The sequence below is a fragment of the Enterobacter chuandaensis genome (genome assembly GCF_039718975.1).
Classification (GTDB): Bacteria; Pseudomonadota; Gammaproteobacteria; order Enterobacterales; family Enterobacteriaceae; genus Enterobacter; species Enterobacter chuandaensis.
Map to the genome: position 1 here is coordinate 2,718,572 of NZ_CP097173.1, position 13,211 is coordinate 2,731,782.

Consider the following 13,211-nt stretch of genomic DNA (forward strand, 5'->3'; position numbering starts at 1 on the left):
GGTTATGGGCATGAGAAACGGGGAAGCTGGAACGGGTTGCGAATGCTGTTTGGCGCGAACTCCAGCGTGACCTGATGACCGTCGACGTTGAAGGTGGCCTGACGGCTCAGGCTTCCCGCGCCCGGGCTGGTGCGCGCTTTATCGAAAAAGCGATTGAGCGCCCAGGCACCGTTGGTGACCAGCGTCGCGGTGCTGCCGTTAGCCAGACCCAGCTGCATACGGACCTGGTTGGTGCCACCCGGCCCCGGCCAGTTCATGATCTGCACGGCCTGCGGACCGTGGCTGTAGCGCAGCAGCTGGCCGTCAACGTCCAGCGTCAGGTTCAGAATGGTGTTATCCATCCTCACGGTGCGTACCGTTACCTTGAAAGACGGCGTGGTCGCGCCGTTAGCAAAGAAGGCGTCGCGAATCGACTGGGCCTGCTGGAACGGTCTCAGCACACCTTCGCTGCCCGGCAGGGTTTTACCGTCGATGCCCGGCATAAAGCGCCAGTTTGCCTGGGTGGTATCCACTTTGCTGGTCAGGTTGTCGCGAAAGAAGGTGTCCATCAGCCCGGTGCCCGGCGCAAACATGCGGGCGAGATCGTCCGGAGTGACCTCGGTGCTGGCGCTGCGCACCAGCGGGTAGCGACCGGCGATCGCCTGACGGCAGAACCCGCCCACTTCGACGTTAATCCGCTTACGCACGTTTTCCAGGTCACGGCGCTGGGTATCGCTGCTGGCCCCCACCGCCATGTTGCTGAACATGGTTTGCAGTCCGCCCGGCAGTCGACCGGCGCTGGCCTGCAGACGGCTGATCGCCTCGCCGCCCGGTGCCGGCATACCGCTGTTGGCGGCGTCCTGCACGGCGGTCAGGTAGCGATAAAGCTCATCCACCTGCTTAAGAAAATCATCAAAGACGATGGTCTTGCCGCCCTTCTCCAGCGGCTGGGCCAGCTCAATCATCGGCGCGAAGTGGTCCGTTACCAGCTGCTCAGGTGCCTGAGTAATCGCGGCCGCCTGCGTCGGGGCATTGTCATTATTACTGAACAGCGCTTCCAGCGTGCGGGTGGCGCGGTTGCTCTGCGCCTGCGCTTTACCGGCATCTTCCGGTGCCGGGGTATCGCGGGAGAGCGTCAGCACCTGGCTCAGGTTCTGCACCAGGCGGCGCAGGGGAGAGTTTGCGCCAGAGAGCAGGCGCGCGGTGTTGATGCGCTGGGAAAGATCGGCGCTGTTGTTTAGCTGGATGTCGGCGAGAAAGCGATCCCAGTTCGCAATAAAGTCGCGCATGTAGAGCTGGCGCACGGCGTTATCGATCTGCTGTTTATCTTCCTGCGCGGTCGCGGCGCCCAGCACCCAGGCATCGTCTTCATGCAGGGCGGTCGTCACGCTGTCAATCTGCCCGTTAAAGCTTTTCCAGTAACCGTCCGGCGTATAAAGACCCGGAACGCCTTCGCTCACCGGCTTACCGCTTTTGCGGGAAAACACCAGCTCGCTCTGCGGCCCGCCCAGGTCGGAAAGGGAGACCGGCTTGAGGTTGTCGTCATGTTCCAGCAGGCGCTTCAGGCGACCGTAGACGCGGGTTGAAAGCGGCTGCTGGTTGATCAGGGCTCTTTCGCGCGCCACCAGGGATTCGTCCTGCGCGTACGGCGAGGCCTGAATTTTCGGCTCCAGCAGCTGGGTGAGATGCCATTCGAGCTGCTGCAGCTGCGCCTTCGTGACGTTTTGCGGCAGGTTGCGCTGTAGGTTGAGCATTACCCAGGAGTGCAGGAATTTGCCGTCGTAGTGCTTCGGCTGATAAAGCATCTGATAGGCTTTCAGCGCCTCGTAGCTGTACTCAACGTCGCTGCCGTTGTCGTTGCGCAGCCAGGTGGTGATGTGCATAGCAACGGCAGGCAACAGCAGCTGATCCAGCGCCTTCTGATACAGGGACTGCGAAGCGTCGCTAACGTCATCCCCACGGTAAAGCCCCATGCGGCGCGACACTGGCGGATCGTTGACATCAAACGCGTCGCTTTTCGGCAGGTCCACCAGGCCATTCAGCAGAGGCAACAGATCGAACAGGTCACGCTGCGGCTGGTTCTGCAGCGCTTTGCTCTGCTGGTCCAGCAGCGGCACCTTCGCATCCACCTCTTCCAGATAGGACTTGTTCTTGGCATAGCTGGTCAGCCACAGCCCGCCGAGGATCGCCAGCAGGGCCAGCAGCGCCGCGTAGCCGGACCAGATCACCGCCCGGTTGCGCAGTTCCCACCAGCGGTTTTCCCCGGCAATCCCGGCTTCCTGGAAAATAACGTTTTGCAGCAGATTCTTGATGAAGAAACTCTGGCCTTTCGCGCCCGGGATTGGAGCCTCTTTGCTGACCGAATCCCAGTTATCGCTCTCTGCCCCTTCCGGCAGGGAGAGCGCGCGGTTCAGTTCGCCCATCACGCGGTCGAACGGCATACCTTCCTGAGTCCCGCTGGCGAAGTAGATCCCGCGCGGCGAAAATTCGGTTTCAAAGTTGGAGCGGGCGAAGACCGTGCTCAGGTAGTCCGCCAGCAGCGGACGCAGCGCGGCGAACTCCTGCGGGAAGAGGTACGCTTCGGCGCGGGTTTTCGCGTCATGCTCTTTCAGCATGGTTTCCGGCAGCCCGGCATCGAGGCGCTGCTGTAACAGAGAAAACTCCTGCTGGAAGTTGCCCATCAGGTCGTAATCGGCGTGTTTGGTCTGCTCCCATGGCAGCGTGAAGCCCCAGATCTGGTCGCGCTGCGCTTTGTCATAGTCGGCAAACCAGGCACGGAAGCCTTTGAGCAGGTCGGCCTTGGTCACCATCACATACACCGGGAAGCGGATACCCAGCTGTTCATGCAGCTCGGACAGACGCTGGCGCAGGTTCACCGCCTGCTGGCGGGACGCTTCGGCAGACTGGGTCAGCAGGTCCGAAATACTGATCGTGACGATGACGCCGTTGATCGGCTGGCGGCGACGGTACTTGCGCAGTAACCCCATGAACTGCAGCCATTCACCGGCGTCCTGCACCTGCTCGCTCTCCTGGGTGGTGTAGCGACCCGCGGTGTCCAGCAGCACGGCCTCGTTGGTGAACCACCAGTCGCAGTTGCGCGTCCCGCCGATGCCCCGCAGCGCGGTCTTACCGAAACGGTCGGCCAGCGGGAACTGCAGCCCGGAGTTCACCAGCGCCGTGGTTTTACCGGAGCCCGGCGCGCCGATAATGACGTACCACGGCAGCTGATAGAGATATTGCGTGCTGAAGCGCTGGGTCCACTGGGCGCCCTGGCCCGCTTTGCTGAAGTGCGCTTTTTTTAGCATCTGCGCGGCTTCATCAAAACGGCTGGCGAGGATCTGCTCCTCGCTGTTCAGGCGCTGCTGCGGATCCGCAGCCTCCGGGCTGGTGGTGTTCTCGTTGAGCTTGTCCATCAGCTTGCGGTTCAGCCAGGCGTTATAAAGACGCGGCAGAATATGGCCCTGCGCCCACAGCAGGTAGACCACGGCGATACTGATGATGCGGTTCTGTTCGGATTCGAGCGGTCGGGTGTCCACGATGGACAACAGCGGACCAATCATCCAGATCACCGCCGCCAGCGCCGTTACGCCGAGGAAGCTCCACAGAATGCGGTTGGTCAGAATGGAAAGAAGTGTAGTCAGCATCCTTAGTTTCCTTGCGGCAATCCGTTCAGCTCGGCCTGGGTGTTTTCAGGCGACACCAGCAGAGTTATTTCCACACGGCGGTTACGGGCGCGGTTTTCCGGCGTCGTGTTCGGCGCTACCGGGTTAATCTCGCCCCGCCCTTCCGCCTTCACGCGGCCTGGCTGAGAGAGGCTTCCCTGCAACATTTTCTGTACGGAGCGCGCGCGTTCCAGTGACAGCTCGTAGTTCGAGGCAAAGCGCGCGCTGCGGATCGGCACGTTGTCGCTGTAACCCACCACCAGAATTTTGCCGCTGACGTTGTTCATCGCCTGCGCAATGCGGTTGATGACCGGTTCATAGCGGTCGCGCACGACGGTCGAGGCGGAGGCAAACAGCCCGTCGCCCTTCAGGATAACGACGCTGCGATCCGCTTCGTCTTTCACCGCCACCAGGCCCGCCTCGATTTCAGGCTTCAGGAAGCCGCGCAGGTTCAGCACAGCGGGTAGCTGACGGGCCGGTTGCTGAATAGTGGTTTCCGGCAGCTGAGACTGATAAATCTTCGCCAGCACCGGGTTGGTGTTATCGCCAAGACGCCAGTTAAGCACGATATAAAACAGACAGGCGATAAACCCGGCCAGCGCCACGCAGGCCCACAGGGGAACCATCGGACGCCAGAGCTTGCGCAGCACCGGACGATCTTCCGGATGGGGAGAAAGCGGTGGCGGATAGCTGCCGCGCACGCCGCGGATCATCTGCCACAGCCGCTGCTTGATGGTTTCAAGCTGGGTGCGGCCATTGTCCAGCACCCGGTAACGCCCCTCGAAGCCGAGCAGCAGGCAGTAGTTGATCATCTCCAGCAGCAGAATATGTTCGCGCGGGTTCTGCGACAGGCGCGCCAGCAGCTGGAAGAACTTCTCGCCGCCCCAGGTTTCGTTATGGAACGTCACCAGCAGGCCATTGCTGGACCAGACGCCGCTGCTGCCCCAGGGAGTAAGCGCGGCGGCCTCGTCCAGCGCCGTACACAGGCAGTAGCGTGCCCCGACGATCACTTCGTAGGGCAGCCCCGCCTGCTGACAGCGGACTTCGAAACGGCGGATCTCATCGATCAGGCGCTGGCGTAACGCCACCTGATCGTCATGGGATACCGAATGACGGATCTGCGGAATCGCATTGAGCAGCGGGTTGGCGGCCGCCACCAGCGGGTTGTTGCTACTGGCTCCGGTAAACGCGGCATCACTGCCGGTGTCCTGTCGTTCCTGCATATTAAGCGCTCGCTTTATTATTCTGTCGGGCTACGGATGGCCCAAAACTCCATATCCAGCCCCGGGAATTCACCCGCAAGGTGCAGGGCGAATGCGCCGGACTTATCCATCTCGTGCCACAGCTCGCTGCCCTTCTCCAGTTCAAAGTAGCTGTAGCCGGCATGCCACGGGATCTGCGGCGGCGCGACCGGCATGGCGCGCAGCATAATGCCCGGCAGCTGCAGCTGGACCAGATCGCGAATTTTCGAGACCGGCGCGATTTTCATCTGTGCCGGGAAATGGGTCTGCAGGTGTTCACCAGGCACGTTGGCTTTTACCGCCAGCACGAAGCCGAACTCGCGCACCATGCTGGTTTCAGGAACGGTGGCGATGTTCAGGCCATGCGAGCGCTCGTTAAGCGGCAGCTGAATGGCGTGGTCTTCCATCACCAGCGACAGCCCCTGACGGAGCATCAGCATCAGCTTGCTGAAGCAGTTCGCCAGATCGTCATGATCGTAAATCGGCAGTACGCTCTCGGTGGTGCGCTGCGACGTCCAGGTCGCGAGCTCGGTGGCAAACGGCAGCCAGCTGCGCCAGAGGGTTTCCGGGTGCAGCAGCGGCAGCGTTTTTAAATGTGAAACCTCGCCAAGATGACGGTTCACCAGCGAAAGCAGCGTAAACTCAATCAGTTCGGAGGTGTTAAAGCGGCCAGGCTGGCGCAGGCGGCCACCAATCTGCTGGCTGCGCTGCACCAGCAGGCCGTGCAGATCGTTGATCATGCTGTAAATCTGCGGGCTGTTATTGGCGTTCAGCATCGGCGGGATGTAGCTGTTATCCAGCCGCACGTGGTTGTCGTTGCGTTTTTCCGTCACAAATGCCACGCCGATGGCGGTCCATTCTGCCGTGAGGTCTTTTTCCAGCATCAGCGTCAGGCGCAGACGGCCAAACTGGACGGTGGCATCCCCCACCGACATGGCGTTATCGTCTTCCACCTCCTGCTCAAACGCGACGAAGCGCGCCAGCGAGGCAGGTTCTTCGCTGAAAATCACCTCTTCCCGCTCGCCACGACGAACCGGCAGCGCGAGCACCACCTTTTCGTTGGTGAGATTGTCAGGAATTTTAAGCGGCGCAGGACCGTTGCGTCCGTTGCGGACCTGGAAAAAGGTGCCGTCCGGCAGTAACCCGCTGCAGTAGCTCAGGGCGATGCAGCCCTGGCGCAGCATCGCTTCGTCCAGTTCAACATCGAGAAAGCCCCAGAGATACGAACGCTGCAGCGCACCCCACTCACGAACATGGTTGAGCAGATAACTTTCAGTCCGCTGAAAATGGTGTGGTCGCAGGAACATGCCTTCGGTCCAGACGACCTTTTCTGCTTTGGTCATGATGATGTGTTTCCTGTTGTGAAGCGCGTTACTGGCTGATGACCCGAATGCCGTTTACGTCGAGAAAGACGTTGGCCTGGAGTTCATCCGCGGACCATTTCCAGAACTGGTAGAGATGATTTTCGCCCGGCACAGGCAGAGGAAGTGAAACGCGCCATTTTTTTCCATCCAGCTTCTGATATTCCGCCATCACGCCGATATAGCGCGCCTCGGGATCGCTCTGACCGCTGAGGGTTTTCGAGAGCTGTCCCGGCATCAGGAAGAAAACATCGCTGTTCAGCAGATTCGCGCCAAGCGTGGCTGACGCGTTGTTCTGCAGGGAATAGAAGTCGCTGGACATGAAATCCGCATCGGATTTCAACAGCAGCACCCGGACTTTAAGCGGCGCAGAATCATTGATTTGTGGATGAGCCTGAAACTGCAGATTGTAGCGGGAAGGGTCGCTGTGTGAAGACGACGTACAACCACTGACAAGGGCGAAAATCACCGCATAAAAGCCTAACCACAGCTTATGAAAATTTTTATTATTCATAAAAATACGCTCAGGAAAGCCGTTTAGTTCAGGATCCAGGTACCGTTAGCGCTGTCTTTGCAGGCTTTGCTGTTGCCATCCACATCGACACAGGTCGCTTTTTTACGCGCCTTAGGACGAATGGCCTGTTTACGAACGGTAGCTTCGTACTGGTCGGCTTTGATAACGGCACGCATCGGAACGTAGCCAATCAGCTGGTCGTTCCCCTCATCGGCGAGCGCCATCCAGTAGTGTTCTACCTGCCCCAGCACCACGTAGGTTTTGCCGGTTTCCAGCGTACGGATAACCTTTCCGCCAAAATCAGGACGGCTCATCAGGGAGGCCGGGTACATAGCACGGTAAGGCTCGTTGAGCTGAGTGAATTCCGTTGGCGGCACCACGGCGTGACGGTGAGTCAGAGTGACGCCGTTGACCTGGCTGGTCACGATCGTATCGTCGGTCACCGCGGGTTTCTGTGGCGCTTTACAGCCCGCCACCGCCATTACAAACAGAAGTGAAAACAGTACGCGCATTTTCATATGCTTTTCCGTAGCGATATTTTGATGATGGAGATAAAGGGGATGAAGTTTGACTTAGGTGCTATCGTTAAAATAGTCAGGATAATTTCGAGGCGTTACTAACTTAAAGACATAGCTACCGCACGAGCCCTTCAGAATAAGGCCCAGCGTCTTCCTGACATATTTTGACAAACGGTAAACAAGTTTACATGAGCTTTGCTCCAATTCAATATTTACCGCCTCGTAAGTGGTGGTAATTGAAGCAGTCGAAACATTATAGGATTTATCTGATAAAAAAACCCGACATGGCCTGGATCGCTTTATTCCTCCAGCTTACAACCTTATAACCCACTGTTACTAAAGCAGAAAATTCAAAAAAGAACTGATTTCATTAACGCAATAATGCTATTATCGCCACTACCATAATTAGTAGAATTGTGGTTTTAGTGATGTCAGAAGAATATATGAAGATGAATTATTTGTTGCACTAACAAGGTATCTTTAATATTTCCCGGATTACCCGATCACAGCATCGCTATTTTACTGATGACGCGCACCTTTAATTTCACGGCTCAAAATAACTTATATCTCATGTTGTGATAATTACTCTGAAAGTCACGATACATTTCCATCAATCATTAAGCCTGAGTAAACATTCCCGTCACTATTTTGTTTCCTGAAGCCCATATATCGCCTGTCAGCCGCGATATTTTCACTTTTGGAACGACCGTTACTTTCATTCGAAATTTCACCTGCGCTACATACTTTCTCACTCGACGCTATCTATCCTGCCTACCGGGTGATAGATACAATTTATTATTAAAATGATAAAAATTCGTTATAATTTCTTTAAATAGTTACGCACCAACCCTTTTAACTCACTGTTATAAAATATGATTACAGGCAGGAGCCGTAACCCGAACGCATGGAGTTCTCTCCCTGCCAGTCATTGCTTTTGCCTATTACGCAGCCGTTGCGCGACCAAACCCGTCAGGAGTATGTATGAACACGAAAAGACGCTCAGTTCCCGGTATCCGACACTATGAGGGTCCTGCCGGCGGCTGGGGCGCATTAAAAGCGACGGCCATCGCGGTGCGAACCCAAATGGACACCCTGGACGCCCCCGCTACGCTGCTGCGCACCAACCAGCCTGACGGTTTTGACTGCCCCGGCTGCGCGTGGCCCGATAAAGAACATAAATCCACATTCCAGTTCTGCGAGAACGGCGCGAAAGCGGTGACCTGGGAAGCCACCAGCAAACGCGTGACCCCCGCGTTTCTGGCGGAAAACAGCGTCTCTTCACTATTGGCTAAATCGGATTTTGAGCTGGAAGGTTACGGTCGCCTGACGCATCCCCTGCGCTACGACCGGGCCAGCGATACCTTCCGCCCTGTCGACTGGGACGAGGCATTTCAGCGTATCGGCGAGATTTTACGCGGGCTCGAACCAGACCAGGTCGAGTTCTATACCTCCGGGCGCGCCTCCAACGAAGCAGCGTATCTGTTCCAGCTCTTCGCCCGCGAGTACGGCACCAATAACTTCCCCGACTGCTCTAATATGTGTCACGAGGCCACCAGCGTCGGTTTGCCGCGCTCCATCGGTATTGGGAAAGGCACCGTCTCGCTGGACGATTTCGACAAGACCGAGCTGGTGATCTCCATCGGCCATAACCCCGGCACCAACCATCCGCGAATGATGGGTACCCTCCACGAGCTGGCTCGTCGCAACGTGCCGATTATCGTTTTCAACCCGCTGCGCGAGCGCGCTCTCGAACGTTTTGCCGACCCGCAAAGCGTGATTGAAATGGCAACCTATGGCTCAACGGACATCGCCTCGACCTATTTCCAGGTGAAGGCCGGGGGCGATGCCGCCGCGCTGAAAGGCATTGCCAAACACCTTCTGGAAATGGAGGCCGAACGCGGTGACGTGCTCGACCACGCCTTTATTGCTGAACATACTCAGGGCATTGAAGATTTTGCTGCCGATATCGCGCAAACCCGCTGGGACGACATCGAGCGCGAGTCGGGGCTCAGCCAGGCGGCGCTCCTGAAAGTCGCAGAGGCCTATGCCAAATCAAATGCCACCATCATTACTTACGGAATGGGGATCACCCAGCATAACAAAGGCACGGCGAACGTCCGCCTGATTGCTGACCTGCTGCTGCTGCGCGGGAACATCGGCAAGCCCGGTGCGGGGATCTGCCCCCTGCGCGGTCACTCTAACGTTCAGGGGAACCGGACCGTCGGGATCAGCGAGAAACCTGCCCCGGCCTTCCTGAACCGTCTGAAACAAGTGTTTGGTTTTGAGCCGCCCTCTCACCACGGACACGATGCTGTGCAGGCCACGCAGGCGATGATCGACGGTCGTGCGAAAGCGCTCATCTGCCTCGGCGGTAATTTTGCGGTTGCGATGCCCGATCACGAACGGGGCTTCCCGGCGATGGGTAACCTGGATTTGAGCGTGCACGTCGGGACTAAGCTGAACCGCACGCATCTGCTGGTGGGCAAAGAGACCTATATATTCCCGTGCCTTGGCCGCACCGAACTGGATATGCAGGCCACCGGCCGTCAGTCCATTACCGTCGAAGATTCCATGTCGATGGTGCATGCTTCCTCCGGCAAGCTGAAACCCGCCTCGCCGTTGCTTCGTTCGGAACCCGCCATCGTCGCTGGCCTCGCGAAGGCTACCCTGCCGGAAACACGCGTGGACTGGCTGACGCTGGTCGAGGATTACGACCGCATCCGCGATCTGATCGAGCAGACCATTCCGGGCTTTGAGAACTACAATGCGCGGATCCGGGTTCCGGGAGGCTTCCGCATGCCGTTGCCACCAACAAAGCGTATCTGGCCGACAGCGACGGGCAAAGCGATGTTCTCGGTATTTGATGGCGTACACGAAAACGCCAGCGGTGAGGGCGAGCATGTGCTGCGCCTGATCACGCTGCGTAGCCATGACCAGTACAACACCACCATTTATGCCCTCGATGATCGCTACCGTGGCGTCTTTGGCCGCCGGGACGTGCTGTTTATGAATGAAGAGGATATGGCACAGTCAGGGCTGGAACACGGTGACCGCGTGGATATCGAAACCGCCCTCCCCGGCAGCGTTCAGCGCCTGGAGGATATTACGGTGGTGGCGTACAGCATCGCGCCGGGCACCGTCGGCGCCTATTACCCGGAGGCGAACGTGCTGGTGCCGCTCGATTATCTCGATAAGGACAGCGGGACGCCGTCGTATAAATCGGTTCCGGTTCGCATTACACTGCGCTCGAAAGAGATCCGCATGCTGTAAGGCTGTTCGCGCGGAGGAACCTGATGGATATAAAACAGTTAAAATATTTACTCGCGCTCGATGAGACCCGGCACTTTGGGAAAGCGGCCTCGCGGTGCAACATCACCCAGCCGACCCTCTCCATGCGCATCCGCAGCCTGGAAGAGGAGCTGGGACTGGTGCTGATTGTGCGCGGACAGCGTTTTGAAGGGTTTACGCCGGAGGGAGAGCGCATCCTCGCGTGGGCGCGCGCCCTTCTGGCCGCGCACGACGGATTGCAGGCGGAAGCCGCGCTGTGTAAAGGCCAGGTGGTGGGTGAGCTACGTCTGGGGATGGTCCCGCTGGCGAGCGTGGATCCGATGATCTTCATTCGTCAGCTGACGCAAAAATACCCTGAACTTACTTACAGCCTCTATTCGATGTCTTCGGCGCAGATTGCCGACGGGGTCAGCCGCAACCAGCTGGAACTGGGGATTTGCTATCTCAACAGCATCGACACCAGCCTGTTTGACATTATCCGGCTGCCAGAAACGAAAATGGGCCTGCTGCACGACGTCCGTCATTTCCAGCTTACCCCGGAGACGCTGACCTGGCACGACCTGACGGATTTTCCGCTGGGTTTTCTGACCAAAGGGATGCACTACCGGGCGCATATGGAGGCCAGCTTTAAATCTGCCGGCATCGAACCGACGGCCGTTTTTGAGAGCGACTCCACGTTCCAGATCATCCAGGCCGTACAGAGCGGCGTATGCTGCGCCGTGATGCCGCTGAACAACGGGCTGGAAGCCCTGAACAGCAATTTCAGGATTGTCCCCATCGCCGACGCGAACATTGAGGCCCCCATTGGCCTGATTATGCGCAGACAAAAACCGCTCTCATCGCTGGCGCTGCGCTGCTTTACCGACGCGCAGGCAATCTATCACGCGAGCAACGAGGCGTAGGCCTGCCGCATCACCACGCTGAAACCGCTAATGAGCACCGCGTCGCACACCTCCCTGTATTCGGGCGAACTTACCAGCACGCAGAGCGCATCGCGAATGGCGTTAAGCGTTTCAGGCGAGGTGTTATGCGAGGTGATCAGCGGCAGCCCCGGCGTCAGCGGTGTGCGGTCAATGACCGCCAGCCCCGCAAGCCGTTCCGGCTCATGACGCTGCAGCAGTGCCCAGGTGACGCAGTCGATGGCCGCGATATCCCCAGCCCCACGCTTCACATCAATCAACGACTGACGGTGACTGCCGCTGAAGGACGTTTGCGAGAAAAATGGCCCGTCACTCGCCAGGCGAGCCACTTTTTTTCGCAGCGCGTTGAAGCCGGACTGGGAGTCCGCAGAATTACAGACCGCCCGACGTCCGCGAAAATCCGCCAGCGTGAGGTGCCGATCCGCCTCGCGCGCTACCAGAAAACTGCGGTACTGGCTCCCCTCGCAGCCCGCGGCGGTGTAGTGAAAACAGCCCACCACCTGTACCTCCGGGAGCTGCGTCACCAGCGGGTAGCCGCAGGTCTGGCTGAGAATAAGCGCAGGCTGCTGCCAGTGGGTCAGCAGGTCCGACTCCGGCCAGCCGGGAGCACCCTCGACGGACACGCCGCGCACGGCCAGCAGATGCTGCACCGCCAGCCAGAGCGCGCGGGTATCGGCGCGATCCACGGCGTACATGGGAAACGCCAGCAGGTTACTCATGCCTCTCCTCCTGTTGTTTTCCGGGATGGACGGTGACCTCCACTGGCTGGGTCCAGAACTGGCGTAGCCATTCACCGTAGCCTCGGACCACAAAGCCGTGGTTACGCTGCCGGTACGCCTCACGGTTTTGCCGGTAGATCGTCGGCAACCCGTACCAGGGAACGCCCGGCAGATCGTGATGGACTGAATGATAGTTGAGATTCAAAAACAGCACCCGCCAGAATAGCCCGGCCTCGTTAATGACCGAGCGCGCGAGCGGATCGTCCGCCGCGCGATGTTCGTAAAACGAACGAATCTTGGTCAGTGCCAGCGCCGGATAGCTTACCGCCAGCACGAACCAGACGGGTGAAAAACCGACGTGTGTCATCCAGATGAAGAGCGCCACCAGCAGCAAAACGTGGACCAGCCACATTGCGATTGCCCGCTGGTGAAAATCACGAAACGCCGCCGCGGCACTGCCCAGCGTCTGAAAGATATCCAGCAGCGGCGCCAGCGCAATCCGACCGACAAAGGTATTTCGGGCGCGGATCGCGCGTTTCTGCCAGGGTGTAAAGCGCGCCCAGCTTTCATCGGTAAAATAGTACGACTCCGGGTCATCCGCCGGAAAGGTCAGACTATCGTGACGATGATGGGCCAGATGCGAATCCCGGTACAGGCCGTACGGATACCAGACCGCCAGCGGGAGCGTGCCAAACAGCTGGTTGAGCCAGGCAAACCGCGTCGGGTGTCCGTGGATAAGCTCATGCTGCAGGGACATATACCAGGCGGTAAACCAGATCAGCAGCAGCGTGGCGGGCAGCAGGCCAAGCGTTTGCCAGAACCTCAGCGTGGCAAACCAGCCAGCATAAATAGTGACGATCAACAGCCACGTGGGCAGTTCGCTTCGCCACAGAAATCCCGACGCAAGACGGTGGATTTGTTCGCGTTGTTGCGGATGTAAATAGAGGGAGCTTCGTTTACCCATTCCTTCAGACGCCGTTTCGCCAGAGACAATGCCCTGACGATCGGG

At 58.4% G+C, this 13,211-nt stretch carries 9 protein-coding genes; 2 read left to right on the forward strand and 7 right to left on the reverse strand.

Going from position 1 to position 13,211, the window contains the following annotated elements:
• Nucleotides 1-2: 2 nt before the first annotated feature.
• From tssM to MX657_RS13275, 5 genes are read right to left on the reverse strand one after another with little or no spacing between them, the layout of a single operon-like run.
• Entirely contained in the window at nt 3-3,623 is a 3,621-nt protein-coding gene (tssM, locus tag MX657_RS13255; protein ID WP_346805957.1) for a type VI secretion system membrane subunit TssM, read from the reverse strand.
• Between the two features lie 2 nt (nt 3,624-3,625).
• Nucleotides 3,626-4,864, reverse strand: coding sequence for a DotU family type VI secretion system protein (locus tag MX657_RS13260; RefSeq protein WP_119915863.1), 1,239 nt, complete (start codon nt 4,862-4,864; stop codon nt 3,626-3,628).
• 17 nt (nt 4,865-4,881) lie between these two features.
• A complete protein-coding gene (gene tssK / locus MX657_RS13265; RefSeq protein ID WP_080329400.1) occupies nt 4,882-6,225 on the reverse strand; it encodes a type VI secretion system baseplate subunit TssK in 1,344 nt (447 codons plus the stop codon).
• A 28-nt stretch (nt 6,226-6,253) separates the two neighbouring features.
• Complete coding sequence (gene tssJ / locus MX657_RS13270) at nt 6,254-6,757, reverse strand: type VI secretion system lipoprotein TssJ (protein WP_119915864.1); 504 nt, start codon at nt 6,755-6,757, stop codon at nt 6,254-6,256.
• A gap of 23 nt (nt 6,758-6,780) precedes the next feature.
• The gene (locus tag MX657_RS13275; RefSeq protein WP_119915865.1) at nt 6,781-7,275 is read right to left on the reverse strand and encodes an SH3 domain-containing protein; all 495 of its coding nucleotides are present in this window, start codon (nt 7,273-7,275) and stop codon (nt 6,781-6,783) included.
• A 981-nt stretch (nt 7,276-8,256) separates the two neighbouring features.
• On the opposite strand from MX657_RS13275, the gene MX657_RS13280 reads away from it, so the two are divergent.
• Nucleotides 8,257-10,545 carry an FdhF/YdeP family oxidoreductase gene (locus tag MX657_RS13280; protein WP_252001801.1) on the forward strand — a complete coding sequence of 763 codons (2,289 nt, stop codon included), beginning with the start codon at nt 8,257-8,259 and terminating at the stop codon, nt 10,543-10,545.
• 23 nt (nt 10,546-10,568) lie between these two features.
• On the forward strand, nt 10,569-11,465 hold the full coding sequence (locus MX657_RS13285; protein ID WP_119915867.1) for a LysR family transcriptional regulator: 897 nt from the start codon (nt 10,569-10,571) through the stop codon (nt 11,463-11,465).
• Here the strand turns inward: MX657_RS13285 and MX657_RS13290 are convergent.
• Together MX657_RS13290 and MX657_RS13295 are read right to left on the reverse strand one after the other, a co-directional pair.
• Nucleotides 11,444-12,202, reverse strand: a complete 759-nt coding sequence (locus MX657_RS13290) for a phosphate/phosphite/phosphonate ABC transporter substrate-binding protein (protein WP_119915868.1) — start codon at nt 12,200-12,202, stop codon at nt 11,444-11,446. The genes MX657_RS13285 and MX657_RS13290 overlap by 22 nt on opposite strands.
• Nucleotides 12,195-13,166 carry a fatty acid desaturase gene (locus MX657_RS13295; protein ID WP_346808556.1) on the reverse strand — a complete coding sequence of 324 codons (972 nt, stop codon included), beginning with the start codon at nt 13,164-13,166 and terminating at the stop codon, nt 12,195-12,197. The genes MX657_RS13290 and MX657_RS13295 overlap by 8 nt, the downstream gene beginning before the upstream one ends.
• Nucleotides 13,167-13,211 lie beyond the last annotated feature (45 nt).

Bases quoted from the DNA above. Each gene is read 5' to 3' on its own strand.
- tssM (WP_346805957.1), bottom strand. From the start codon at position 3,623: ATGCTGACTACACTTCTTTCCATTCTGACCAACCGCATTCTGTGGAGC.
- MX657_RS13260 (WP_119915863.1), bottom strand. From the start codon at position 4,864: ATGCAGGAACGACAGGACACCGGCAGTGATGCCGCGTTTACCGGAGCC.
- tssK (WP_080329400.1), bottom strand. From the start codon at position 6,225: ATGACCAAAGCAGAAAAGGTCGTCTGGACCGAAGGCATGTTCCTGCGA.
- tssJ (WP_119915864.1), bottom strand. From the start codon at position 6,757: ATGAATAATAAAAATTTTCATAAGCTGTGGTTAGGCTTTTATGCGGTG.
- MX657_RS13275 (WP_119915865.1), bottom strand. From the start codon at position 7,275: ATGAAAATGCGCGTACTGTTTTCACTTCTGTTTGTAATGGCGGTGGCG.
- MX657_RS13280 (WP_252001801.1), top strand. From the start codon at position 8,257: ATGAACACGAAAAGACGCTCAGTTCCCGGTATCCGACACTATGAGGGT.
- MX657_RS13285 (WP_119915867.1), top strand. From the start codon at position 10,569: ATGGATATAAAACAGTTAAAATATTTACTCGCGCTCGATGAGACCCGG.
- MX657_RS13290 (WP_119915868.1), bottom strand. From the start codon at position 12,202: ATGAGTAACCTGCTGGCGTTTCCCATGTACGCCGTGGATCGCGCCGAT.
- MX657_RS13295 (WP_346808556.1), bottom strand. From the start codon at position 13,166: ATGGGTAAACGAAGCTCCCTCTATTTACATCCGCAACAACGCGAACAA.